Here is a 23,424-nt window from a genome sequence, read left to right as displayed (position 1 = left end):
GCGCGGTCAGCCGGCGTACGGCGGCGGCGGGGGCGACGTCGGCCCCGCCTGGGCCGGCGGGGTCGGGCGGGACTGCGTGGCGACGGCGCGGGCCCGCACCGCGACGAGCACGAGGGCAGCACCACCCAGCACGCCGACGACCAGCGCCCACACGCTCGGGTGCTCGACGGCGAGCACGGCCATGCCGGCGGGGAGCACGCTGGCCACCATCGCGACGCCGACCAGGCGGAAGCCGGGGGCGTCGGTCAGGTAGGCCGCGACCAGCCAGGCCGCGACGAGCAGGGTCGCGAGCGCCAGGATGACGTAGACGTCGTTGTCGTAGCTCGGCTCCTCGGGCGGCCCGGTGGCCTCGGGGTCGAAGGAGGCGAACCCGGCGAAGAGGCTGGCGAAGGCGATGGCCGCCATCAGCGCGAGGTAGGCCGCCACGGCGACCGCGCCGGCCGCGACCCCGACGACGACGCGGGCGCCGGGCAGGAACCAGGCGACGGCGCTCACGAGCAGCACGAAGACCGCGACCGCGACGGCGGCCTGGATGAACCCCTCGTCCTCGGTGTCGACGAGCCCGGTGTCGTCGAGCGTCTGGGCGTAGACGAGCAGCAGGCCGAGGACGGCGGCCACCACCGGCGGCGCGCTCGGCGACAGCACGTACGCGACGGCGGCCAGTGCGAGGACGAGCAGACCGGCGACGTAGGCGGAGGCGGCGGCGTCGTCGAGGGCGACGCCCGTCATCAGGCCGGCACCGACCGCGCCGAACGACATCGGCCACGCCGACAGGTCGGTCGTCCCGTCGGCGCCGGCGTAGGTGAGCCGGATGCCGGCGCCCACGACCAGCAGCCCGATCGTGGCGACCAGGCCGACGGCGTACGTCGACCAGTCGAGGTCGCCGTCGGCGCGGGAGTAGAGGGTGGAGATCACGATCGCGGCGGCCAGCAGGGCGACGCCGAGCCCGACGATCGCGCTGTCGGCCCGCAGCGACGCCGGGCGCCAGGACGGTGCCGCGGGCGGCGGGGCGGGGGGCTGGGGCGGGGTGGCCGAGGAGGCGAAGGGAGCGGTGGTCACGCAGGGCACTGTGCCCCGCGCGGGGCGATCTAGGCCTGGAGGGCGGGCAGCACGTCCGCGGCCACCCGCTCGAGGACGTCGACCGACCCCTCGTAGGGGGACTCCGGCCGCGGCCAGTGGGTGATGAGGTCGGTGAAGCCGAGCTCGGCCGCCCGGCCGGCGAGCTCGGCGAAGAAATCCGGGCTGGTGAGCGCGAAGCGGCCCGCGCCGCCGAGCTGCGGGGCGGCGTCGGTCAGCAGGTAGCGGGGGCACGGCCCGCGACCGGCCGCCGTCAACGCCTCGTCGTAGGTCGCGACCGCCGTCGCCAGGCCCGAGAACCACTCGTCCACGGTGTCGGCCGGTCCCCCGGTGGTGACCCACCCGTCGCCCACCGCCGCGGCGAAGCGCAGCGACCGGGGGCCGTTGGCGGCGACCAGCAACGGGGTCCGGCGCAACGGCGGCAGCGTGCGGGCACCGGCGGTCGAGAACCACCGGCCCCGGGAGGTCACGTGGTCGCCGTCGCGGAGGTCGAGGAGGAGCCGCACGAGCTCCTGGAACCGCTCGACGCGCTCCCCCACGCTCAGGGGCGCGTCGCCGAGGACCTCGGCGTCGAGGTTGCCGCCGGTGCCGACGCCGAGCAGGAACCGTCCGTCGCTGAGGTCCTCGAGCGCCTGGGCGTCGCGGAAGAGCAGGTAGGGGTGCCGGAAGTTGGGCGAGGCGACCAGGGTGCCGAGACCGATCCTCGAGGTGACCTGGGCGGCCGCGCCGAGGACCGGGGTCGACGACGTCCAGGGGGCGTCGGGCAGGCCGCCCCACACCAGGTGGTCGTAGGTCCAGGCGTGGTCGAAGCCCATCTCCTCCACGGCCGACCAGCGGGGCCGGGCCTCGGCCCAGGGGAGGTCGGTCAGCAGGGTGATCCCGAAACGCATGCCCCGACCCTACGAGCCCGCCCCCCTGCTGCGCCGCAACCCCTGGTCGCCGGGCGCCGGCGCCACTACGCTCCGGCGCATGAGCGATCCGGTGATGTTCACCCTCGACCCGTCCGAGGAGGTCACGCACTGGTACAACATCGTCGCGGACCTCCCGACGCCGCCTCCGCCGCCGCTGCACCCCGGCACCCACCAGCCGGTCGGGCCCGACGACCTCGCGCCGCTGTTCCCGATGGAGCTGATCGCCCAGGAGGTCACCGGCGAGCGGTACGTCGAGATCCCGGAGCCGGTCCTCGAGGTCTACCGGCAGTACCGGCCGAGCCCGCTGTACCGCGCCCGCCGCTGGGAGCAGAGGCTCGGCACGAGGGCGCGGATCTACTACAAGTACGAGGGCGTCTCCCCGGCCGGCTCGCACAAGACCAACACCGCGATCCCGCAGGTCTACTACAACGTCGTCAACGGCACGACCCGGCTGACCACCGAGACCGGCGCCGGCCAGTGGGGCACCGCACTGTCCTACGCGTGCTCGCTGTTCGGCGCCGAGTGCGAGGTCTGGCAGGTCGGGGCCTCCTACGACACCAAGCCCCAGCGCCGCACCCTGATCGAGGTGTTCGGCGGGAAGGTGCACCGCTCACCGAGCCGGCTCACCGAGGCCGGCCGGGCCTTCCCGGCCGACCACACCGGGTCGCTCGGCATCGCGATCTCCGAGGCGGTCGAGATGGCCGCGAAGGACGAGGGCGCCAAGTACGCCCTCGGGTCGGTGCTCAACCACGTGGTGCTGCACCAGACCGTGATCGGCGAGGAGGCCCTGCGCCAGCTGGCCAAGGCCGGCGAGACGAAGGTCGACCTGGTCGTCGGGTGCGCGGGCGGTGGGTCGAACTTCGCCGGCCTCGCCTTCCCGTTCCTGCGCGAGAAGCTCGCCGGCACCCAGGACCCGCGCATCCTCGCGGTGGAGCCGACCAGCTGCCCGACGCTCACCCGCGGCGAGTACCGCTACGACTTCGGCGACACCGCCGGCCTCACGCCGCTGATGAAGATGTACACGCTCGGGCACGACTTCGTGCCCTCGCCGATCCACGCCGGGGGCCTGCGCTACCACGGGATGGCGCCGCTGGTCTCGCACGCGGTGCACGAGGGCCTGGTCGAGGCCACCGCCCTGCACCAGCGCGAGTGCTTCGAGGCCGCGGTCGAGTTCGCCCGCACCCAGGGCGTCGTCGCGGCACCCGAGTCGTCGCACGCCCTGGCCCAGGCCCGCCGCGAGGCCCTGGCCGCGACCGACGAGCAGGTCATCGTGATCGGTCTCTCCGGCCACGGGCTCCTCGAGCTCGGCGCCTACGAGAGCTTCCTGGCCGGCCGCCTCGAGGACGACGTCCTCTCCGACGCCGACCTCGACGCCGCGCTGGCGGGGGTCCCCACGATCTGACCGGCACGAGGACTGCGGCTGCACCGGCGGAGGCCGTCGCGGCGGCGTCGGGGCCGGCTCAGCGCTCGACGCCGAGGGTGAGCGGCAGCACGGCGTCGGCGCCGCGGGCGCGCAGGGCGACGGCGGCGCGGGTGAGGGTCCAGCCGGTGACGACGAGGTCGTCGACCAGGAGCAGCGAGCGCCCCTCGACCGGCTCGTCGAGCTCGAGGGCGAAGCGGCGGCCCACCGCGGAGACGCGCTGGGCGGAGTTCATCGCGCCGCGGCCGGGCTCGATGTCGGGGTCGACGACGGCGTAGCGGCCGACGACGGGCTTCTTGAGGAAGCGGGAGAGGTTGGCGGCGAGGTCGGCGGTGAGCGTCGGTCGGCTCATCGACTCGACGACGACGATGCCGTGCACCTGCGGGCGCCAGTCCATCAGGACGTCGACCAGGGCGCGCGCCAGCCCGTCGGGGACCGGGACGTCGCCCGCGCCGGCGGCGAGGAGCGCGCGCAGGGCCTGGCCGTGGCCGAGGTCGGTGAGCCGGGCGATCGCGCGGCCCTCCTCGGCCCCGGCCGCGATCTTGCCCTTGAGCTCGATGCCCATCGCGGCGAGGCCGGTGGGCCACATCCGCCGGGGCTCGATCGGGACGCCGGGGCGGCTGAGGCGCTCGGTGGCCTCGGCGACGGCGACGTCGGAGACGGCGGCGTCGAGGGTGAGGCCGCCGCAGTTGTCGCAGCGGCCGCAGTCGACGGCGTCGGGGTCGTCGAGCTGCTCGCGCAGGTAGCGCATCCGGCAGACGTCGGTGTCGAGGTAGGCCAGCATCGCAGCCTGCTCGCGCTCGCGAGCCTCGCGGACCCGGCGGTAGCGCTCCTCGTCGTAGGACCAGTCGCGCCCGGTGGCCTCCCAGCCGCCGCGCACCCGGCGGACCGCGCCGTCGACGTCGAGCACCTTGAGCATCTGCTCCAGGCGGGTGCGGCTGAGCTCGACGCGGGTCTCGAGGCCGGCCGTCGACATCGACCGGCCCTCCTCGGCGAGCACCTCGAGCGTCTGGCGCACCTGCTGCTCGGGCGGGAAGGAGAGCGAGCCGAAGTAGGCCCAGATGTCGCGGTCCTCCAGCGCGGGCAGCAGCACGACGGTGGCGCTCTCGCCGTCGGCGAGACCACGGCCGGCGCGGCCGACCTGCTGGTAGTAGGCGACCGGGGACTGCGGCGCCCCGAGGTTGACGACGAAGCCGAGGGTGGCGTCGAAGCCCATGCCGAGCGCGCTGGTGGCCACCAGGGCCTTCACCCGGCCCTCGGCCAGCGCCGACTCGAGGCCCAGCCGCTCGGTCTGCTCGGTCTGCCCGGAGTAGGCCGCGACGTCGTGCCCGCGGGAGCGCAGGTAGTCGGCGACCTCCTGGGTCGCGGCGACCGTGAGGCAGTAGACGATGCCGGAGCCGGGTTGCTCGGCGAGGTGGTCGGCCAGCCAGGCCAGCCGCTGCTGGGCCGTCCTGAGCCGCACGACGCCGAGCCGCAGGGACTCGCGGTCGAGGGTGCCGCGCAGGACCAGCGCGTCGGTGCCGAGCTGCTCGGCGACGTCGGCGGTGACCCGGGCGTTCGCGGTGGCGGTGGTCGCCAGCACCGGGATGCCCTCGGGCAGGTCGCCGAGCAGGGTGCGGATGCGGCGGTAGTCGGGGCGGAAGTCGTGGCCCCAGTCGCTGATGCAGTGCGCCTCGTCGACGACGAGGAGGCCGCACGTCGCCGCCAGCGCGGGCAGCACCTCGTCGCGGAAACCCGGGTTGTTGAGCCGCTCCGGGCTCACCAGCAGGACGTCGACCTCACCGGCCGCGATCGCGCGGTGCGTCTGGTCCCACTGCTCGAGGTTGGTGGAGTTGATCGTGACCGCGCGGATGCCGGCGCGCTCGGCGGCGGCGATCTGGTTGCGCATCAGCGCCAGCAGCGGCGAGACGATGACCGTCGGCCCGGCGCCCTCGGCGCGCAGCAGCAGCGTGGCCACGAAGTAGACCGCCGACTTGCCCCAGCCGGTGCGCTGCACGACCAGCGCGCGGCGCCGCGCGACGGCGAGCGCCTCGATCGCGGTCCACTGGTCGTCGCGCAGGCTCACGTCGTCCCGGCCGACCAGGGCGCGCAGGTGCGCCTCGGCCCGCTCGCGGGTCACGGTGGTCGTCGGGGACTCCATGGGGTGTGTCTACCAGCGGACACCGACGGCCCGTACCGGCCCTCCACAGGCACCGGCGCCGGAGCCGTCCGGGCCGCACCGGCGAGGGCCCGACAGGTTTCCCCCAGGATTCCGAAAGCCCCGTGAGGAGGCTGTCGGCATGCGCCAGAACCCCACGTCACGTCGCAACACCACCGGCAGCACCTCCGGCAGCACGTCCGGCACCGGCACGCCCACGGGCTCCGTCGTCCTGGAGGAGCTGCCGGCCGCCGAGTCGGGCCCGGACCGGGTCGTCTTCGTCACCAACGCCGTGCGCCGCCGCGGCGGGCTCCGCGCCCGCGGCGAGCAGCACCGCCCGGTGCTGGCCGTCGTCGTCCGCTGAGGTAGCCGGGCCGGCGACGGCGCCGCACCGCTACCAGATGCGGACCCGCTCGGATGGGTCGAGCCACAGCCCGTCGCCCTCGACGGTGCCGAAGACCTCGTGGAACTCGTCGAGGTTGCGCACGATGTTGGCGCGGAACTCCGGGGGGCTGTGGGGGTCGACGGTGAGGTACTGCTGCTCCTGCTCCGGGCGCCGCTTGGTGCGCCACACGAAGGCCCAGTTGAGGAACAGCGTCTCGCGGCCCTCCTGGGTGGTCTCCTCGCCGTGCCGGGCGCGGTTGATCGCGTAGGCCTTGAGGGCGATGGTGAGGCCGCCGAGGTCGCCGATGTTCTCGCCGACGGTGAGCGCGCCGTTGACCCGCTCGCCGGGCAGGGCCCGCGGCTCGAAGACGTCGTACTGCTCGACGAGGGCCTTCGACTTCAGCTCGAAGGCGGCCTTGTCGTCGGGGCTCCACCAGTCGTTGAGGTTGCCCTGGCCGTCGTACTGCGCGCCCTGGTCGTCGAAGCCGTGGCCGACCTCGTGGCCGATCACGGCGCCGATCCCGCCGTAGTTCTCGGCTGGGACGGCGTCCGGGCTGAAGAACGGGCTCTGCAGGATGCCGGCCGGGAAGCAGATCTCGTTGGTGCCCGGGTTGTAGTAGGCGTTGACGGTCTGCGGCAGCATGAACCACTCGTCGCGGTCGACCGGGGCGCCGATCTTCCCCAGCTGGCGGTCGGTCTCGAACGCCGACGCGGCGTGCACGTTGGCGAGCAGGTCGTCGCGGGTGACCCGGAGCCCGGAGTAGTCGCGGAACCGCTCGGGGTAGCCGATCTTGGGCCGGAAGGTCGCGAGCTTCTCGTAGGCCCGCTCCTTGGTGGTGTCGGTCATCCAGTCGAGCGCGGAGATCGACTGCCGGTAGGCCTCCATCAGGTCGGCGACCAGCTCGTCCATCAGCGCCTTGGACGACGGCGGGAAGTGCCGCGCGACGTACTCCTTGCCGACTGCCTCGCCCATCGCGCCCTCGACGAGGGCGACGCCGCGCTTCCACCGCGCGCGCAGCTCGGGCGTGCCGTTGAGGGTGCGGCCGTAGAAGTCGAAGTTGGTCTCGACGAGCTCGTCGGTGAGGTAGGCAGCGCACGAGCGAAGCACGTGGCTGAGCAGCCAGGCCCGCCAGTCCTCGAGCGGCACCTCGGCGAGCACCGTCGACAGGTGCTCGAAGTAGGACGGCTGGCGCACGCAGACCTCGGCGATGGTGGCGCGGTTGCCGCCGAGGTTGGTGACGTAGGCGTCCCAGTCGAAGCCCGGGCAGAGCTCGACGAGCTGATCGCGCGTCATCAGGTTGTAGGTGCGCTGGACGTCGCGGGTCTCCGCGCGCTCCCAGTGCCCGGCCGCGAGCCGGGTGTCGATCGCCAGGACGGTCGCGGCCGCGGCGGCGGCGTCCTGGTGCCCGCCGAGGCCGAGCAGCCGCGTCAGGTAGGCGAGGTAGGCCTCGCGCTTGTCGGCGAACTTGTCGTCGCGGTAGTAGGACTCGTCGGGCAGCCCGAGCCCGCCCTGGACGAGGTTGACGAGGTAGCGGTCGGAGTCCTTGTCGTCGTTGTCGACGTAGGAGCCGAACAGGCCGTGACCGCCGATCCGCTCGAACTCCCCGAGGAACGCCGCCAGGTCGCGGACGTCGCGCAGGCCGTCGACGGCCTCGACGAGCGGCCGCAGCGGCTCGATCCCGCGCGCGTTGATCGCGTCGGTGTCCATGAAGGAGGCGAAGAGGTCGCCAATCTTGCGGGCGTCCTCGTCGTCGGGGCCGACGTCGCCGCGCGCGGTGGCCAGGGCCAGGGACTCGATGATCTCCTTGACCTGCGCCTCCGCCGCGTCGGCGAGCTGCACGAACGGTCCCCAGCTCGAGCGGTCGCTGGGGATCTCCACGGTGTCGAGCCACCGGCCGTTGACGTGGCCGAAGAGGTCGTCCTGGGGGCGGATGTCGAGGTCCATGCCCTCGCGGGCGTCGTCGAGAATGCTCACGGTCATCGAGCCTATCCGCCGGGCCCCGACGTCCGTAGGGTCACGGCATGACCTCCTCGCTGCGCGTCGTCGCCACCATCCCGATCGACCCTGCCCGGTCCGCCGACGCGGCACCGGCGCTGGCGGCGCTCGCCGAGGCCTCGCGCGGCGACGCGGGGTGCCTCGGCTACGAGGTCTACGAGTCGGCCGCCGTGCCCGGGCTCTTCGTCACCGTCGAGGAGTGGGAGTCGCAGGCCGACCTCGACCTCCACATGACCCAGCCCCACGTCGCCACGGCCTTCGAGGTCGCCGGACCCCTGCTCCAGGGCGAGGTCGCGATCCACCCGCTCACCCCGCTCTGACCCCACCGGCCGCGACCGCGACTACCGCGCGGGGGCGGGGCGGAAGGCGCCGTCGACGAGGAGCGGGACGACGGTGCTGACGTCGGTCTCGGCGGCGACCCGCACGTCGTCGGCGAAGCCACGGTCGACGAGCTCGGCGCCACTGGCGCAGGCGAGCAGCGACTCGTGGAGCGTCCCGGCGACGGCGCGGTAGGCCGCTGCCGCGTGCGCCGCCTCGGGGCTGAGGGCACCGGGCCCGACGGCGTCCGCGAGCGCGGCGAGCACCGCGCCGGCGCCCCACAGGTCCTCCACGGCCGGGCGCAGGGTGTCGTCGGGCCACCGCTCACCGGCCGCGACGACGGCGACGGTCGCGCCGCCGGCGACCCGCGGGGCCAGCCAGGCCGCGACCGCGGCGGCGTTGCGCAGGCAGGCCCCGACCACCGCGCAGCCCCGGTCGGCGAGGCCGGAGCAGATCGTCGAGCCGTTCGGCGAGGGCAGCACGAGGCGTTCGGGCACGTCGGCCGCGGCGAGCGCGGCCAGGGCGGCGGGCGAGAGGGAGGTGCCCGCCCGGCCGTGCCGCGCCCCGAGCCGCCCGACGGCCAGGACGGCGTCGTGCTCGGCGGCGTGGGCCGCGGCGCGCTCGTCCTTCCAGCGGTAGGGGTGGACGGTGGTGCCACGGTCGAGCGCGACGACCAGCGTCGTGGTGAACGACAGCACGTCGACCACCACGGCGACGTCGGCGGGCCCGGCGATCGCGGCCGCGCCGGTCGGCCCCCACTCCAGCCGGACACGGTGCCCGGCCTGGGTGTGGGCGCGGTCGAAGGCGTCAGTCACGGACCCGGACGACGAGCTTGCCGAGCGCGCGGCGCTCGTCCATGTCGACGAGCGCCTGCCCGAAGTCCTCGAGCTCGTAGAGCCGGCCCACCGGGGGCCGGACCGCGCCGGACTCGATCATCGGCACCAGCCGCGCCCACTGCTCCTGCATGTAGCCCGGCGTGCTCATCGCGAACTCGCCCCAGGCCGCGCCGCGCACGTCGGTGTTGGTGAGCAGGAGCCGGTTCACCTTGACCTCGGGGATCCCGAGACCGGAGGCGAAGCCCAGCACGATCAGCCGGCCCTGGCGGCGCAGGCAGCGCAGGGAGTCGAGGAACGCCGGCCCGCCCACGATGTCGGCGACCAGGTCGACGCCGGCACCACCGGTGGCCTCCTTGACGGCGTCCTTGAAGCCCTCGAGCAGGACGACCTCGTCGGCTCCCGCGTCGGTCGCGGTCTGCCGCTTCGCCTCGCTGCTGACGACGCCGATCACCCGCGCGCCCATGCCCTTGGCGACCTGGATCGTCGCGGTGCCGAGGCCGCCGGCCGCGCCGTGGACCAGCACGGTCTCACCGGCGCGCAGCCCGCCGCGCTCGTGGAGGGCGAACTCGGCGGTCAGGTAGTTCATCGGCAGCGCCGCGCCCTCGTCGTAGGACAGGGCGTCGGGCAGCGCGAAGGTGAACTCGGCGGGGATCGCGACCCGCTCCTGCGCGCCGCCCCAACCGCCGACCGCCGCGACCCGCTCGCCGGGCTCGAAGCCCGACCCGTCGGGAGCACTGACCACCGTGCCCGCGACGTCGACGCCGAGGGAGAAGGGCGGCTCGGGCTTCATCTGGTACTCGCCCCGGCTGAGCAGCAGGTCGGGGAAGGCGACGCCGACGCGGTGCACCTCGACCAGGACGTCGGCGGGTCCGGGCGTCGGCTCGGGGACGTCGTTGACGACGAGGTCGGAGGGTCCGGTGAGGGTGACGACCTGGAGTGCGCGCATGCCCGCCATCCAACCAGCACCGGCGCGCCCCGCCCCCGGACCGGGCCCGCGCCGGGAGGAACCTTCCCGGCGTCCGCCCTTGACGAGCCCCGGCGGTCGGCGAAGGATGCGAACAACGGTTCGCGTTCGTGGGCCGTGTCTCTCGGGAGGTCCACCATGTCCACACGAGCCACCAGGCGCCCCGCGGGCGGGCGCCGAGCGATCAGGCGGACGGCGGCCGTCGCGACGGCCGCGCTCGCCCTCGCCTCCCTCGGCGCCGCCGGCCAGGCCCGCGCGGCCGACCCGTCCCTCGGTCCCGTCGAGCAGGAGCGCGCCGCGCCGGTCGAGCAGGAGCTCGGCGGCGTCGAGCAGGAGCGGGGCGGCGTGGAACAGGAGCGGGGTGGCGTCGAGCAGGAGCGGGCGGTCGCGGCCGCCGACCTGCCGCCGACCGCGGTCGCCATGGGCGACTCCTTCATCAGCGGCGAGGGTGCCGGCGACTACGCCGCGGTCACCGACCAGGCCGGCGTCAGCCAGGGCTTCCCGGGCTGGTCGGCGCCCAACGCCAACCCGTACTTCTGCCACCGCTCGCCGAACGCGAGCATCGCGGTGGCCGACCTCGCCGGCATCGCCCAGCGGGTCAACATCGCCTGCAGCGGCGCGCAGCCGCAGGACATGGCGAACCCGTCGAGCGCCCGCGAGAGCGGTCGGACGGTCGCCAGCCAGATCGACCAGCTCCGGCAGGTCGCGGCCACCGGCGACATCGACCTGGTGCTGATCGGACTGGGCTCCAACAACGCCCAGTTCACCTTCGGCACGGTGGCCGCCGAGTGCGCCGGCCGCTTCGTCGGCGACGGCTACACCGGCTGGTGGGAGGTCTGGATCGACCTCATCAACTGGATCAGCGGCACCGAGCTCAACGAGGACCCGTGCACCGACGCCGACCTCGGCAGCCCGGCGCAGTTCGCGGCCGCCCAGGCCGACACCACCGCCGCGCTGCGCCAGGTGGTCGACGTCCTCGCCGAGATCGACCCCGACGGCCAGCACCGCATCGTGCTCCAGGACTACACCAACCCGCTGCCGGAGGCCTTCGCCGAGCAGTACCTCACCGAGGACGGTCGCGACGACGAGCGCGACAAGTACCGCCGCCTCGTCGACGAGCGCTACGCCGCCGGCTGCCCCGCCGACGTCGCCACCCTCGCCCCGGCCCACCGGTTCAGCCAGAGCCTCGGTGCCATGGTCGGCGGCGCGGCCGCCACGCTGCGCGCCGAGCGCCCCGGCCTCGACCTCACCTACCTCAACGTGCAGCACGCCTTCGACGGCGCCCGGCTGTGCGAGCAGGCCGGCAGCCCGGGCAGCGCGCTGGCGACGCCGCTGCGGGTGATGGACGGGCCGACCGGCGTCAAGGTCGAGAGCTTCGGGCCGTTCGACAAGCTCGACATCAAGCGGGTCACGAACACCTGCCAGGACTACTACCAGACCTGCCAGGAGTCGTGGCACCCCAGCGCGGCCGGCCACCAGGTGCTCGGCCAGTGCCTCGCCGACGCGTGGGGCACCGCCGCCGGCGACCTGACCTGCGCCCGCCAGCCCGACGGCTCGATCACCGTCGGCTGACGCCCGCCGTGACCAGCGCCCGCGCGCCCCAGCAGCACCGTTCCCGCGCCACCGTCGAGCGGATCCTCGACGCGGCGGAGGCTGAGATCGGTGAGCTGGGGCTCGCGGGCGCCGGCACGCGCGGCATCGCGGCCCGCGCCGGGCTGAGCGTCGGCGCGCTCTACCGCTTCTTCCCCGACAAGGCCGCGATCACCGACGCCCTGGCCCGCCGCTACCTCGCCGACCTGATGCCGCCCTACGCCACCACGGTCGCGGGCATCGGACCCGGCGCCGACCTCGACGCCGTCGTCACCACCCTCGTCGGGCAGGCCGCCGCCCTCCAGCTCTCCCACCCCGGCTACTACCGGCTCACCGAGGAGCTGCCGCCCGAGCGGGGCGACTCCCCGGCCCACCAGGTGCGCGAGCAGGTGCTCGACCTGTTCACCGACGCCGTCCGCGCCGCCGGCACCGACGCCCCCGACGCCGACGTCCGCCGCGTCGTCGCCCTCTGCGTCGAGACCGTGCGCCACGCCCTGGTCCGCGCCCCCGTCGGCGAGGGCCGCGACGTCGCCGTCGACGAGCTGGCCCGGATGGTCGCGGCGTACCTGCGCGCGCGCTTCGGCGTCTGAGCCGGGGGGGCGGGGTTTCCCCGGTCGACCGGGGAAACCTGAACTGGGGGGCCGGGATCCCGGGCAACAAGTTCAGGGATGGGCCGCCCAGTCGGGGCCGACGTCGATTTCGCAGCCCGAGCGACACTGGGGTCATGAGCCGCGACCGCACGGATGCCCGGGGCACGATCGTGTACGACGCCGACTGCGGCTTCTGCACCCGCACCGCCGACTGGGTCGGCTCGCACGGCACCGCGACCACCCAGCCCTGGCAGACCCTCGACCTCGAGCCGCTCGGTCTCACCGTCGACGACGTCACGACCGCCGCGTACTGGCTGGACGCCGACGGCCGGGTCACCGCCCGCGGCGCCGGCGCGGTCGCCGCTGCCCTGAGGTCCTGTCGCGGCGGGTGGCGGGTGCTCGGCCACCTCGTCTACGCCAGGCCCGTCCGCCCGCTCGCCGACGTCGTCTACCGCTGGGTCGCGGCGAACCGCTACCGGATGCCGGGCAGCACCGACGCCTGCCGGATCTCCTAGCGCCGCCCAACCACGCCCAGGGTCAGGTCAGCCGGGGCGGACGATCCGGTCGAGCTCGAAGTGCATCGGGTCGGTGTAGCTCCAGTCGCCGCCCCAGGCGAAACCCCACCGCTTGAAGATCGCGACGACGCCGCGGTCGATCTCGCCGACGGTCCCGCGGCCGTTGCCGGGGACGTTGATGTCGAAGGCCAGGCCGAACGAGTGGTTCGAGAGCGTGGTGGAGCCGGCGATGAAGCGGGGGTAGTAGCAGCCGGCGTACTCGCCGGGGTTGATCTCCGCGGCCAGGCCCTGGGTCACGATCTCGGCCAGCGCCGCCTTGAGCTGCGGCATCATGTACTTGTTGCAGGTCACCGAGCCGAGGATCGGCACCACCTCGGTGGTGATGTGGCTCGACACCCAGGCCGGGTCGGGCACGATCCGGCCGCCCGTGGTGGGGGTGTAGTTGAACACCCCGACGGCGTCGGCGAAGCTGCCGAGGAGCTGCACCGACAAGAACGCGTCGGGGTCGAGCCCGTAGCGGGCGACGGCGTCGAGGTTCTGCACCGAGACCGCGTCGCCGACGATGTCCTCGATCGGTTCGCGCAGGGTGCCGGGCGCGGTCTCGCCGGTGTTGATGACGAGCGCGTTGTCGGGCACCATCCCGAGCGCCTCGCCGCGCTTGGCGTTCACGACCATGTCGATCTGCTCGACCTGCGGCGCGTAGGCGCCGACGTGGACGGCGGCGTCCTCCCCGCCGCTGCCGAGCTGGACGAAGTCGTCGGGCTGGAGCGGCAGCCTCTCCTCCAGCGCCGAGGCCACCGCGACCTCCCCACCGGCGACGCGGTCCCACTGGTCCTGGAAGTCGGCGCTGTCGGCGACGGTGAAGAGCCGGTACTGCGCGGGGTCGACCGCGGCCAGGTTGTAGACCTTGTTCTCGACCGGCACGTTCGAGAGCGAGATCGTGGTGACGGCGACGACGCCGTCGAGGTCGGCGACCCGCTCGACGACGTCCGGGTCGAGCGTCGCCTTCGACGACACCAGGATGTCGCCGACCGTGACCGGACCCGTGCGCCGCCCGGGCGGCGCGACCGCGAACGCCGGGTCGAGGGTCGGCGCCGCGGTGCCAGTGGGCGGCGGGGTCGCGTCCGGGGTCGCCGGCGTCGTGGTGCCGGCCTCGGGGGCGCTCGGGGCGGACTCGTCGGGGGCGGCGGCGTCGGTGCCGCACGCGGTCGCCAGCAGCACCGCCGTCGCGGCGGCCAGCGTGCGGGTGCGTCGGCGCATGTGCCCTCCTCGCCGTCGAGGGTAGAGGCCGCACCCACGTCGCGTCGCCGATCCCGCCGGCCCGTCCGCCGGCCCGTCCCCCACCGCGACGCTCAGCGCAGCACCCGGGCGGCGATCCAGGCGAGGTCGTCGGCGGTCGCGGACGGCGGTGCGCTGGGCTGCATCACGTGGCTCAGCACGACGCGCACCACCATGTCGACCGCGGCGTCGAGCCGGGCCGCGTCGAGCGCGACGTCGTACGGCGCGATCCGCCCGACGATGACGCCCTTGGCGACCCCGAGCAGGGACTGGGCGTGGGTGGTGAGCAGGGGCAGCAACTCGGTGTCGGCGCCGTGGGTCGCGGACACGACGGCGTGCAGGAGGCGGTTGTCGTGGGCGTGCTCGAGGACGCCGCGCGCGGCGCCGCGGATCGCCTCGACCAGGTCGTCGGGGTGGGCGTCGAAGGAGACCTCGACGACGCCGAGGAACCGCTCCAGCTCGCGCAGGATCATCGCCTCGGCCAGCCCCGCCTTGGTGCCGATCTCGGTGTGGACGGTCTGCCGACTCACGCCGACCGCGTCCGCCAGGCGCGACATCGTGACTTTCGCCCACCCGTCGTCGGTGGTGAGCCGGACGGCGGCGTCGACGATGCGTTCGCGCAGGCTCGTCGTCGCGGGCAGGGTCACGGGGCCAGCCTAGGCAGCGACCGGGAGGGAGTTTCACCGCCTCGGCGGTGAATCTCCTGCTTCCGTCATGAAACTTCACGACAGGAGCGGGAGTTTCACCGCTCCAGCGGTGAAACTCCCGCCTGGCCCCACCCACCCACAACGGACGACGTCAGGCGACGTCGGGCTCGACGGCGACGAAGTCGACCTTGTCGCGCACTCCGCAGTCGGGGCAGCACCAGTCGTCGGGGATGTCGGCCCAGGCGGTGCCGGCGGCGAACCCCTCGAGCTCGTTGCCCGCCGCGACCTCGTAGGTGTGGCCGCACCCGGGGCAGCGCGCGGCCAGCACCTCGGCGGCCGCGGCGGCGGCCGCGGCGGCGAGGGCGGCGTCCTCGGCGGCGACCCGTTCGGCCTCGAGCACCTCGGGCGGGCGCGGGTAGCGGGCCAGGTAGGTCTCGCGCCGGCCGGGCTGGAGGTTGGCGAGGGTGACGTCGCCGCCGAAGTGCCGCACGACGCGGGCGTCCATCGCCCGGCGGAAGAGCGGCGGGACGAGCGCGAGCACGATCATCCCGGCGTACCCGGTTGGGAGCACCGGCGACTCCTCGAAGTCGCGCAGGGTCTGGTAGCGCCGGGTGGGGTTGGCGTGGTGGTCGCTGTGCCGCTGCAGGTGGTAGAGCAGGACGTTGGTCGCGATGTTGTTGGAGTTCCACGAGTGCGACGGGTCGACCCGCTCGTAGCGCTGCCGCTCCCCCACGCCGACCCGCTGGCGCAGCATCCCGTAGTGCTCCATGAAGTTCACGACCTCCAGCAGCGAGAACGCGACGACGGCCTGGAGCACCAGGTAGGGCAGGATCTCGACGCCGAGCCAGGCGACCAGGGCCCCGAACAGCACCGCCGACATCAGCCAGGCGTTGAGGACGTCGTTGCCGAGGTGGAAGGGGTGGGTCCTCCGACGGGCGTAGCGACGCTTCTCGATCCGCCAGGCGCTGCGCAGGGAGCCGAGCACCGTGCGCGGCCAGAACGCGTAGAACGTCTCGCCCAGGCGCGCCGAGGCGGGGTCCTCCGGCGTGGCGACCCGCACGTGGTGGCCGCGGTTGTGCTCGATGTAGAAGTGGCCGTAGAAGCTCTGCGCCAGCGCGATCTTGGAGAGCCAGCGCTCGTTGGCCTCGCGCTTGTGGCCCAGCTCGTGGGCGGTGTTGATGCCGATCCCGCCGATGGTGCCGATCGAGACCGCCAGCCCCACCTTGTCCAGCACGGTCAGCTCGCCGGGGCCGAACGGGGCGCCGTTCGCGACGAGGTGGAACGCGCCGAGGAACCCGGCGTACTGGATCGGGAGGAACAGGTAGGTGATCCAGCGGTAGTAGCGGTCCTCCTCCAGCGCCTCGATGACGTCGTCGGGCGGGTTCGTGCGGTCGAGCCCGGCGACCAGGTCGATCGCCGGCACCACCCCCAGGACGACGATCGGCCCGAGCCAGAACCACACTCCCCACCCGGTCCACGCCCACATCCCGACGGCGACGAAGGCCAGGGACGGCACCACCAGCCCGATCAGCCAGAGGTGGCGCTTGCCGTCGCGCCAGGCCTCCGTCGACCCGTCGGGGACGGTGCTGCGCGGGACCTGCTCGGACCGGGTCTGCCCCATGACTGCCTCCTGCATCGCTGCTGGTTGACAGAAACGTAAGCGATGTCAAGCGGCTTGACAAGAGGGTCGAACTTGTCAAGTCAGTCGACGGAGCGGGCCAGCTCCACCATCTCGGCGAGCTCGGCCGCCCCGGGGACGTCGCGCGCGAGGAGCGGGTCGACCCGCTCCTGGAGGTCCTCGAGGGTCACGGCGCGCTCCGCGAACGGCTCGGCGCCCTTGACGACCTGGGCCAGGTCGGCGACCGCGGTCGAGAGCTGCCACGCGTCGGACGGCGTCCCGTCGTCGCCCTCCGCGCCCGGGTCGGCGGCCAGCAGCTCGACCGCGGCCTCCTGGGGCTCGCCGCTCTCGACCGAGCGCCACAGCACCGTGGCCCGGCCGATGCTCGCGCCGGGTTCGACGCCGTCCGCGAGGGTGACCTCGTAGAGCGCGGTGGCCCGGTGGCCCGAGCCCAGCTCGCCGGCGTCGACGGAGAGGTCCTCGAAGTCCTCGTCGGCGATGTCGCGGTTCTCGTAGCCGATCAGGCGGTACGACTCGACGGCCTCGGGGTCGAAGGCGACCTGGGCGCGGGCCTCGGCCGCCACCGGGACCAGCGTCGTCGTGAGGTCGGTCCCGAACAGCTGCTCGGCCTCCTCGAAGGTGTCGACGTAGGAGTAGAAGCCGTCGCCCAGGTCGGCGACCTGCTCCATCAGGTGGTCGTTGTAGCTGCCCATGCCGAACCCGACCGTGACCAGGTGGATCCCGTCGGCGCCCTCCTCGGCGATCCGCTCGGTGATCGAGCCCGGCCCGGTCGCCCCGATGTTGGCGACGCCGTCGGAGCAGATGACGACGACGTTGACGGCGTCCTCGTCGAAGGCCTCCCGCGCCTGCTCGTAGCCGAGCCGCAGGCCCGCCTCCAGGTTGGTGCCGCCCCCGGGACGCAGCTCCTCGATCGCGTCGAGGATCGCGTCCTGGTCGCGGACCGGGGTCGGCTCGAGGATCGACTCGGCCTCCTCCTGGAACGAGACGACCGAGACGGTGTCGTCGTCCTCGAGCTCCTCGGCCAGGACGGCGAGCGAGGACTGCACCAGGCCGAGCCGGTCGCGCCCGTCCATGCTGCCGGACCGGTCGACGACCAGGGTCACGTTGACCCGCGGGCGCTCGGCGGGGTCCACCTCGCGGGCGGCGACGCCGACCCGCACCACCTGGGCGCCGTCCATCGTGGGCGAGGGCCCGGTCTCGCTCACCAGGCCGAGGTCGGCGTCGGTGGGCGGCGCGTCGCCGTAGGGCACGGCGTTGATCCACTCCTCGGGCCGCACCGCCTCGGGCGGCACCGGGTAGCCGTCGCCCATCAGGGTCCGGGCCACGCCGAACGAGCCGGTGTCCACGTCGAGCCCGAACGTCGAGAGCGGGTCCTCCCCGGCCCACACGAAGCCGTTCGTGCCGGCCTCGCGGAACTCGTTCAGCTCGTCGGGTGCCGGTTCGTAGGGACCGTCGTCGGTGCCACGGCCCCCCGCCCCGCCGGGCGCCGGCACCGCCTGCGGCACCGCGCCGGAGTCCTCGCGCGGCGCGACCTCGTAGTCCTCGTGGTAGTCGCTCGGGTCACCGGCCGTCGCCGCCCGGCCGCCGCCGTCGTCGGCGTCCGAGCCGCCGCCGCTGCACGCGCCCAGCACCAGCGTGCTCGTGAGGCCGAGACCGGCCAGGATCGTGGTCGCTCGTCGTGGGTTCATGCGGGGTCCGACGACGGCGTCCGGCGTCCGGTTCCCGGGTCGCCGCGGACGACGGGTGCCGCAGGTCACCGCGAGGCGTGACAATGGCGCCATGACGCCACCCCCGCCCTCGTCCGACGCCGACGAGGACGACCGCGCCGAGCCGCCGACGCTGCTGCGGGTGCTGAAGCGGTGGCGCGCGGTGATCGTGCTGCTGCCGCTGCTGGTCGGGATCGGCGTCGCGGCCAGCATCGGCGCCTCGATGCTCTGGGCCGACGACGCCGACGAGGCGGGACCGGAGCCCGACGTGACCTGCTGGGACCGCTCGGTCGCGCCGGCGTCGGAGTGCTCGGAGCCGACCGGCCTGGTCGGCCTGCGCTGGGTCTACCCCGGCATCCCGGCCAGGGCCGCGGGCTGCACCCCCGAGGGCCGGACCGGGGAGCGTGGGAGGGAGGACGGCCAGGCAGGGGCGGGTGACACCCTCGCCTACGTGTGCCCGCTGCCGCTCGGCGGCGACGAGGTGCGGCTGCTCTACACCCGGCACGCCACGACCGAGGCCGGTCTCGAGCGCACCGCCCGGCGGCACGAGGGCGTCGAGCCCGAGGAGGACGCCGGCCGCCTCGTCTACCGCGGGGCCCGGCCGGAGCGGGGCCGCTGGTCGCTGACCGCGGTGTACGCCGACCACCCGTTCTCAGTCACCGTCGAGGCCGCGACCGCCCGGCTGCGCGACCTCGCGCTCTCCGAGCTCGTCTCCCGCGCACCCGACGACGTCACGGTCCGACCGGCCGGCTGAGCACCGCCCCGGGCGGGCCCGAGGGGCCCTCCGCCGGGCCTCAGTGGCCGCGGATGGCGGCGGCGACGGCCTTCGTGACGTCGGGGTGGAAGACGGTCGGGATGATGAAGCTCGGGTTGAGCTCGTCGTCCTTGACCACGAGCGCGATCGCCTCGGCGGCCCGGATCAGCATGTCGATGGTGATCTCGGAGGCGCGGGCGTCGAGCAGGCCGCGGAAGACGCCCGGGAAGGCGAGCACGTTGTTGATCTGGTTGGGGTAGTCGGACCGGCCGGAGGCCACCACCGCGGCGTACTTGCCGGCCTCGCCGGGGTCGACCTCGGGGTCGGGGTTGGCCAGGGCGAAGACGACGGCGTCGTCGGCCATGTCCTTGATCCACACCGGGTCGAGGATGTTGGGGGCGCTGACGCCGACGAACACGTCGGCGCCCTGCAGCGCGTCGTGCAGCCCGCCGGTGACGCCGCGCGGGTTCGTCTGCTCGGCGAGCACCTGCTGGGCCGGCGAGAGGCCCTCGAGGTCGGGCACCAGGCAGCCGACGCGGTCGTAGACGACGACGTCGGTGACCCCGGCGGCGATGAGCAGGGTGACGATCGCGGTGCCCGCGGCGCCGGCGCCGGAGACGACGACCCGGGCGGAGGCGAGCTCCTTCTCGACGACGCGCAGGGCGTTGGTGAGCGCGGCGAGCACGACGATCGCCGTCCCGTGCTGGTCGTCGTGGAAGACCGGGATGTCGAGGCTCTCGCGCAGCCGGCGCTCGATCTCGAAGCAGCGCGGGGCGGCGATGTCCTCGAGGTTGATGCCGCCGAAGCCGGGGGCGATCATCTCGACCGCCTTGACGATCTCGTCGGTGTCCTGGGTGGCCAGGCAGATCGGCCAGGCGTCGATGTTGGCGAAGCGCTTGAACAGCGCAGCCTTGCCCTCCATCACCGGCAGCGCCGCGCCGGGGCCGATGTTGCCCAGGCCGAGGACGGCGGAGCCGTCGGTGACCACCGCGACCGAGTTGCCCTTGATGGTGAGCCGGCTGACGTCGTCGGGGTTCTCGTGGATCGCCATGCTGACCCGGCCGACGCCGGGGGTGTAGGCCATCGAGAGGTCGTCGCGGTTCCTCAGCGGCACCTTCGAGGCGACCTCGATCTTGCCGCCGAGGTGGAGCAGGAAGGTGCGGTCGGAGACCTTGTAGACCTCGACGCCGTCGATCGCGTCGACGGCCTCCTCGAGGAGCTTGGCGTGGTCGGCGTCGCCGGCCGAGCAGGTGACGTCGAGGACGAGCCGGGTGTTGTGCGACTCGACCACGTCGATGGCCGTGACGATCCCCCCGGCCGCGGCGATCGACGTCGCCACCGCCCCCACGACCGCGTGGTCGGGCGCGGTGTGCAGGCGCATGGTGATCGAGTACGACGAGGTGGTGGCGGTCCGCGACATTCGCTCACCCTCGCGCCCCGGTCGGGTTACGGGCAAGTAACCAGGGGTTGCGGTCGTAGTGGTCGTAGTGGTCGCGCCCGGGCGCGGCTCACCCGACGCCGAGGTGGGCGAGCAGGTTCTTGGAGAACCGGTCGCCCATCGTGGCCATCACGCCCTTCATGGCGGTGCGGACGGCGGGCCCGGACAGCCGGGGCAGCGGCAGGTCGACACAGATGTCGAGGCTGGTCTCGAGCCGGACTGCGTCCGCGCGCCCGTCGACGTCGGAGAGCGCGTACCAGCCGTGGACGCCGGCCCGCTCCTTCGCGCCGTGGGGCGGGTCGTGGGTGAACTCGATCCGCTTGCCGTCCTCGAGCGTCATCCGCTCGGTGAAGGTGGCCGAGAAGCCCTTGCCGAGGACGGTGAGGCCGGACAGGTGCCAGATCCAGTGGTCCTCGCCCTGCGGCTCGATCCACTTGATGAACGGGGTGAGCTCGGCGACCAGGGCCGGGTCGACGAGCACGTCCCACACGCGCTCGCGGGCGACCGGGACGACCGCCTCCGCCGTCGTGGACGCCGAGAAGGTGCTCACGTCAGGCCTTCGAGCCGGCGAGGGCCTTCTCGATGTCGCCGGTCATCTTCTCCGGCTTCGTGGTCGGCGCGTAGCGGTCGATCACCTGGCCGTCGCGGCCGAGGAGGTACTTGGTGAAGTTCCACTTGATCTTGCCGCCGAGCAGGCCGCCCTTCTCCGACTTCAGCCACTGGTACAGCGGGTGCGCGTCGTCGCCGTTGACCTCGATCTTGCTCATCATCGGGAACGTGACGCCGTAGTTCTTCTGGCAGAACGCCCCGATCTGCGCCTCGTCGCCCGGCTCCTGCCCGCCGAACTGGTCACACGGGAAGCCGAGCACCACCAGGCCCTGGTCGGCGTAGCGCTCGTGGAGCTGCTGCAGGCCCTCGTACTGGCCGGTGAAGCCGCACTCGGAGGCGGTGTTGACGACGAGCACCACCTGGCCGGCGTAGGCGGAGAGGTCGACCGGCTGCCCGTCGAGCGTGGTGGCGCTGAAGTCCTTCAGAGAGGTCATGGCCCGATCCTCTCAGGCCCGGTCCCACCACACGATCTCCGCCAGGGGGAGGCGCCGGCGCACCCGCTGCTCGCGCTCCCGGTCGCGCTCGGCCACGAGCGCCGGGTCCCCCCGGACGCCGATCGCGATGGCGCTCATCAGCCGCACGTGGTCGGGGACGCCGAGCGCCGCCGCGGCGCCGTCCTTGTCGAAGCCGGCCAGCTGGTGGGCGTGCAGGCCCATCGCGCGCGCCTGCAGCGTCACGTGGGCGGCGGCCTGCCCGAGGTCGTAGCGCGCGTAGTCGGGGTCCTTGACGTCGACGACCTCGCAGCCGGCGACCAGCACCAGCGAGGCCGCCGGCACCCAGCCGGCGTTGCCGCGACTCAGGTGCGGCACGAAGGCGGCGTGCGCCGCGCTGCCCCGCGGGGCCACCACGAAGCGCCACGGCTGGGAGTTGCCCGTGCTCGGCGCCCACCGGGCCGCCTCCAGGAGCCGGACGACGTCGGCCTCGGCGAGCACGTGGTCGGCGTCGAAGATGCTGGGGCTCCACCGCGAGCGCAGCGGCTCGGCGAGGTCCTCGGCTCCGGGCATGGGGGCGTGGGACACGCGAGCCAGTCCACCACGACGCCCGTCAGGGCCAGACGGTGCCGGTCGCGGCGGCGACGTGGTCGAGGAACGCGCGCCGCGCGACCGGGTCGGGGCGCCGCTGCACCGGGTACGTCGTGGGCCGCGGCCGGCGGTCGTGCCAGAAGTGGTGGGTGCCGGCCGACGCGGGGCGGGTGGCGACGAGCCAGACCGCGGTGTCGGCGCCGCTGGCGGCGTCGCGCAGCAGCGGGCCCATCACCGTGTCGAAGCCCGGCAGGCTGTCGGTCACCCCGGGCGTCGCGGCCCAGCCCGGGTGGCAGCTCTCCACCCGGACCCCGGCGCCGGCGCCCCCGCCTGGTCGGACACCGGATCGGACGTCGGGCCGGTCGTTCCACGCGTCGGCGAGCTCGACCTGCATCCGCTTCGTGCGGGCGTACCCGCGCACGCCGGAGTACTCCTGCTCGCCCTCGACCGGGCGGAACTCGATCTCGTCCGGGGTGCTCCGCAGCCCGGCGCTGTACATCCCGCCCGACGACATCCACACGACGCTGCCCGGGCCACCCGGGCCGCCCGGGCCGCCAGCGTCCGCGCCGAGCAGGGGCAGCAGCCGCTCGGTCATCAGGTGCGGCCCGAGCACGTGGACGGCGAGCGCGAGCTCGTGGCCCTGGGCGGTCTCGGTGCGCTCGGCGACCATCGCGCCGGCGTTGTGCACGATCCCGCGCAGCGCCCCGCCCGCGCCGAGGCGGTCGGTCAGGTCGGCGCACCAGGCCCGGACGACGTCCAGGTCACCGACGTCGCAGACCTCCTCGACCAGGTCGGCGCCCGGGAGCGCCTCGCGCACCTCGGCGACCACCCGGCGCACCTTGTCGGGGTTGCGCCCCAGCACGTGCACGGTCGCGCCGAGCCGCGCGAACGACGTCACCATCGCCTCGCCGATCCCGGACGTCGCCCCGGTGACCACCACGCGCTGCCCGGCCAGGCACCCCGGCTCGGGGTCGGCCGGCCACCACCGGCGCCGCAGCGCCGGGCCGACCCGGCTGTAGCCGAGCACGAGCGACCGGTCCAGGACCGTGTCGAGGGTAGAGGTGAGACGGGACTTCGCACGGGCGGACACACCGTGAGGCTACGGAGGCGGTCGCGAGCACCGGTTCGCCGTCATCGCGAACCGCCGGCCGGCGCGGGCCCGAGAAGCCGCCCCCCGCTCTCCCCCCACGGTCGAGCAGGGGACGACTGGTTCCACGGTAACCAGTCGACCCCGGGTGAGCGGCCCGAGCAGCCGCAACATTTACGCAAGGTTGGGGACGGGCGCCCGCGCGCGCCGGCGGCGGGCCCCCCCCCAGCAGAACAGGCCAGGAGCCGGAGCTCCTGGCCTGTTCGACGATCTGGTGCGCGAGGGGGGATTTGAACCCCCACGCCCTTTCGGACACTGGCACCTGAAGCCAGCGCGTCTGCCGTTCCGCCACTCGCGCAAGTAGCCGGGCAAGACTAGCCCAGCGCCTCGGGCTGCGGCCAATCCACCCCCACGCAGCCCGGATCCGACCGGGATGCACGGGGCGGACGCCGTGCGTGGTGCGCCGCTCCCGCGCCGGGTCTCGCTACGATCGACCGAGCCTCCGG

The 23,424-nt window shown here is 74.1% G+C and carries 22 protein-coding genes and 1 tRNA gene; 7 read left to right on the top strand and 16 right to left on the bottom strand.

Annotated features, from left to right (window positions below; all coding sequences use genetic code 11):
• Window positions 1-6: 6 nt before the first annotated feature.
• Together FE634_RS00265 and FE634_RS00260 are read right to left on the bottom strand one after the other, a co-directional pair.
• Window positions 7-1,059 (bottom strand): hypothetical protein, encoded by a 1,053-nt coding sequence (locus FE634_RS00265; protein ID WP_138874745.1) that lies wholly within the window; start codon window positions 1,057-1,059, stop codon window positions 7-9.
• Window positions 1,060-1,088: 29 nt separating this feature from the next.
• Complete coding sequence (locus tag FE634_RS00260; RefSeq protein ID WP_148240225.1) at window positions 1,089-1,967, bottom strand: LLM class flavin-dependent oxidoreductase; 879 nt, start codon at window positions 1,965-1,967, stop codon at window positions 1,089-1,091.
• 79 nt (window positions 1,968-2,046) lie between these two features.
• Here FE634_RS00260 and FE634_RS00255 point away from each other — a divergent pair, with 79 nt between their 5' ends.
• Window positions 2,047-3,390 carry a TrpB-like pyridoxal phosphate-dependent enzyme gene (locus tag FE634_RS00255; protein ID WP_138874744.1) on the top strand — a complete coding sequence of 448 codons (1,344 nt, stop codon included), beginning with the start codon at window positions 2,047-2,049 and terminating at the stop codon, window positions 3,388-3,390.
• A 58-nt stretch (window positions 3,391-3,448) separates the two neighbouring features.
• Here FE634_RS00255 and FE634_RS00250 read toward each other — a convergent pair whose 3' ends face one another.
• Complete coding sequence (locus tag FE634_RS00250) at window positions 3,449-5,548, bottom strand: DEAD/DEAH box helicase (RefSeq protein WP_138874743.1); 2,100 nt, start codon at window positions 5,546-5,548, stop codon at window positions 3,449-3,451.
• Window positions 5,549-5,687: 139 nt separating this feature from the next.
• Here FE634_RS00250 and FE634_RS00245 point away from each other — a divergent pair, with 139 nt between their 5' ends.
• Window positions 5,688-5,909, top strand: coding sequence for a hypothetical protein (locus tag FE634_RS00245; RefSeq protein ID WP_138874742.1), 222 nt, complete (start codon window positions 5,688-5,690; stop codon window positions 5,907-5,909).
• 30 nt (window positions 5,910-5,939) lie between these two features.
• Here FE634_RS00245 and FE634_RS00240 read toward each other — a convergent pair whose 3' ends face one another.
• Entirely contained in the window at window positions 5,940-7,910 is a 1,971-nt protein-coding gene (locus FE634_RS00240; RefSeq protein WP_187366774.1) for a M13 family metallopeptidase, read from the bottom strand.
• Window positions 7,911-7,951: 41 nt separating this feature from the next.
• Here FE634_RS00240 and FE634_RS00235 point away from each other — a divergent pair, with 41 nt between their 5' ends.
• Entirely contained in the window at window positions 7,952-8,245 is a 294-nt protein-coding gene (locus tag FE634_RS00235) for a putative quinol monooxygenase (protein WP_137293097.1), read from the top strand.
• 21 nt (window positions 8,246-8,266) lie between these two features.
• On the opposite strand, the gene FE634_RS00230 is transcribed toward FE634_RS00235, so the two are convergent.
• Both FE634_RS00230 and FE634_RS00225 read right to left on the bottom strand, forming a co-directional pair.
• Entirely contained in the window at window positions 8,267-9,058 is a 792-nt protein-coding gene (locus FE634_RS00230; protein WP_138874741.1) for a 2-phosphosulfolactate phosphatase, read from the bottom strand.
• Complete coding sequence (locus FE634_RS00225) at window positions 9,051-10,025, bottom strand: NADPH:quinone oxidoreductase family protein (RefSeq protein ID WP_137294546.1); 975 nt, start codon at window positions 10,023-10,025, stop codon at window positions 9,051-9,053. Before FE634_RS00225 ends, FE634_RS00230 begins: the two co-directional genes overlap by 8 nt.
• 156 nt (window positions 10,026-10,181) lie before the next feature.
• On the opposite strand from FE634_RS00225, the gene FE634_RS20830 reads away from it, so the two are divergent.
• The 3 genes from FE634_RS20830 (at window position 10,182) to FE634_RS00215 (ending at window position 12,738) form a co-directional block, all read left to right on the top strand.
• Window positions 10,182-11,615, top strand: coding sequence for an SGNH/GDSL hydrolase family protein (locus FE634_RS20830; protein WP_187366773.1), 1,434 nt, complete (start codon window positions 10,182-10,184; stop codon window positions 11,613-11,615).
• Window positions 11,616-11,623: 8 nt separating this feature from the next.
• Complete coding sequence (locus tag FE634_RS00220) at window positions 11,624-12,223, top strand: TetR/AcrR family transcriptional regulator (RefSeq protein ID WP_187366772.1); 600 nt, start codon at window positions 11,624-11,626, stop codon at window positions 12,221-12,223.
• Window positions 12,224-12,357: 134 nt separating this feature from the next.
• The gene (locus tag FE634_RS00215) at window positions 12,358-12,738 is read left to right on the top strand and encodes a thiol-disulfide oxidoreductase DCC family protein (RefSeq protein WP_138874739.1); all 381 of its coding nucleotides are present in this window, start codon (window positions 12,358-12,360) and stop codon (window positions 12,736-12,738) included.
• 27 nt (window positions 12,739-12,765) lie between these two features.
• Here the strand turns inward: FE634_RS00215 and FE634_RS00210 are convergent, their stop codons facing one another.
• From FE634_RS00210 to FE634_RS00195, 4 genes are all read right to left on the bottom strand, one after another.
• Window positions 12,766-13,998, bottom strand: a complete 1,233-nt coding sequence (locus FE634_RS00210) for a M15 family metallopeptidase (protein ID WP_148240224.1) — start codon at window positions 13,996-13,998, stop codon at window positions 12,766-12,768.
• Window positions 13,999-14,090: 92 nt separating this feature from the next.
• Window positions 14,091-14,663, bottom strand: a complete 573-nt coding sequence (locus FE634_RS00205) for a TetR/AcrR family transcriptional regulator (RefSeq protein ID WP_246060819.1) — start codon at window positions 14,661-14,663, stop codon at window positions 14,091-14,093.
• Between the two features lie 151 nt (window positions 14,664-14,814).
• Window positions 14,815-16,284 (bottom strand): fatty acid desaturase, encoded by a 1,470-nt coding sequence (locus FE634_RS21820; protein ID WP_138874737.1) that lies wholly within the window; start codon window positions 16,282-16,284, stop codon window positions 14,815-14,817.
• Window positions 16,285-16,364: 80 nt separating this feature from the next.
• The gene (locus FE634_RS00195; protein WP_187366771.1) at window positions 16,365-17,990 is read right to left on the bottom strand and encodes a vWA domain-containing protein; all 1,626 of its coding nucleotides are present in this window, start codon (window positions 17,988-17,990) and stop codon (window positions 16,365-16,367) included.
• A 91-nt stretch (window positions 17,991-18,081) separates the two neighbouring features.
• On the opposite strand from FE634_RS00195, the gene FE634_RS00190 reads away from it, so the two are divergent.
• The gene (locus FE634_RS00190) at window positions 18,082-18,762 is read left to right on the top strand and encodes a hypothetical protein (protein ID WP_138874734.1); all 681 of its coding nucleotides are present in this window, start codon (window positions 18,082-18,084) and stop codon (window positions 18,760-18,762) included.
• Window positions 18,763-18,802: 40 nt separating this feature from the next.
• Here FE634_RS00190 and FE634_RS00185 read toward each other — a convergent pair whose 3' ends face one another.
• The 6 genes from FE634_RS00185 to FE634_RS00160 all read right to left on the bottom strand — a co-directional run bounded on the left by FE634_RS00185 (window position 18,803) and on the right by FE634_RS00160 (window position 23,276).
• Window positions 18,803-20,182, bottom strand: coding sequence for an NAD-dependent malic enzyme (locus tag FE634_RS00185; protein WP_138874733.1), 1,380 nt, complete (start codon window positions 20,180-20,182; stop codon window positions 18,803-18,805).
• Window positions 20,183-20,270: 88 nt separating this feature from the next.
• Window positions 20,271-20,750 carry an SRPBCC family protein gene (locus FE634_RS00180; protein ID WP_137294554.1) on the bottom strand — a complete coding sequence of 160 codons (480 nt, stop codon included), beginning with the start codon at window positions 20,748-20,750 and terminating at the stop codon, window positions 20,271-20,273.
• Window position 20,751: 1 nt separating this feature from the next.
• Window positions 20,752-21,243, bottom strand: a complete 492-nt coding sequence (locus tag FE634_RS00175; RefSeq protein WP_137294555.1) for a glutathione peroxidase — start codon at window positions 21,241-21,243, stop codon at window positions 20,752-20,754.
• 12 nt (window positions 21,244-21,255) lie between these two features.
• Window positions 21,256-21,828, bottom strand: a complete 573-nt coding sequence (locus FE634_RS00170; RefSeq protein ID WP_246060827.1) for a nitroreductase family protein — start codon at window positions 21,826-21,828, stop codon at window positions 21,256-21,258.
• A 25-nt stretch (window positions 21,829-21,853) separates the two neighbouring features.
• Window positions 21,854-22,921 (bottom strand): SDR family NAD(P)-dependent oxidoreductase, encoded by a 1,068-nt coding sequence (locus FE634_RS00165; protein WP_138874732.1) that lies wholly within the window; start codon window positions 22,919-22,921, stop codon window positions 21,854-21,856.
• A 269-nt stretch (window positions 22,922-23,190) separates the two neighbouring features.
• Window positions 23,191-23,276: transfer RNA gene (locus FE634_RS00160), tRNA-Leu, on the bottom strand.
• Window positions 23,277-23,424 lie beyond the last annotated feature (148 nt).

Source organism: Nocardioides sp. S-1144 (assembly GCF_005954645.2).
Lineage (GTDB): Bacteria > Actinomycetota > Actinomycetes > Propionibacteriales > Nocardioidaceae > Nocardioides > Nocardioides dongxiaopingii.
Note: the sequence above shows the minus strand (reverse complement) of the source record. Positions and strands in the feature narration are given on the sequence as shown.

Coding starts and splice junctions, on each gene's coding strand:
- FE634_RS00260 (WP_148240225.1), bottom strand. CDS start 1,967: ATGCGTTTCGGGATCACCCTGCTGACCGACCTCCCCTGGGCCGAGGCC.
- FE634_RS00255 (WP_138874744.1), top strand. CDS start 2,047: ATGAGCGATCCGGTGATGTTCACCCTCGACCCGTCCGAGGAGGTCACG.
- FE634_RS00250 (WP_138874743.1), bottom strand. CDS start 5,548: ATGGAGTCCCCGACGACCACCGTGACCCGCGAGCGGGCCGAGGCGCAC.
- FE634_RS00245 (WP_138874742.1), top strand. CDS start 5,688: ATGCGCCAGAACCCCACGTCACGTCGCAACACCACCGGCAGCACCTCC.
- FE634_RS00240 (WP_187366774.1), bottom strand. CDS start 7,910: ATGACCGTGAGCATTCTCGACGACGCCCGCGAGGGCATGGACCTCGAC.
- FE634_RS00235 (WP_137293097.1), top strand. CDS start 7,952: ATGACCTCCTCGCTGCGCGTCGTCGCCACCATCCCGATCGACCCTGCC.
- FE634_RS00225 (WP_137294546.1), bottom strand. CDS start 10,025: ATGCGCGCACTCCAGGTCGTCACCCTCACCGGACCCTCCGACCTCGTC.
- FE634_RS20830 (WP_187366773.1), top strand. CDS start 10,182: ATGTCCACACGAGCCACCAGGCGCCCCGCGGGCGGGCGCCGAGCGATC.
- FE634_RS00215 (WP_138874739.1), top strand. CDS start 12,358: ATGAGCCGCGACCGCACGGATGCCCGGGGCACGATCGTGTACGACGCC.
- FE634_RS00210 (WP_148240224.1), bottom strand. CDS start 13,998: ATGCGCCGACGCACCCGCACGCTGGCCGCCGCGACGGCGGTGCTGCTG.
- FE634_RS21820 (WP_138874737.1), bottom strand. CDS start 16,284: ATGGGGCAGACCCGGTCCGAGCAGGTCCCGCGCAGCACCGTCCCCGAC.
- FE634_RS00195 (WP_187366771.1), bottom strand. CDS start 17,990: ATGAACCCACGACGAGCGACCACGATCCTGGCCGGTCTCGGCCTCACG.
- FE634_RS00190 (WP_138874734.1), top strand. CDS start 18,082: ATGACGCCACCCCCGCCCTCGTCCGACGCCGACGAGGACGACCGCGCC.
- FE634_RS00185 (WP_138874733.1), bottom strand. CDS start 20,182: ATGTCGCGGACCGCCACCACCTCGTCGTACTCGATCACCATGCGCCTG.
- FE634_RS00175 (WP_137294555.1), bottom strand. CDS start 21,243: ATGACCTCTCTGAAGGACTTCAGCGCCACCACGCTCGACGGGCAGCCG.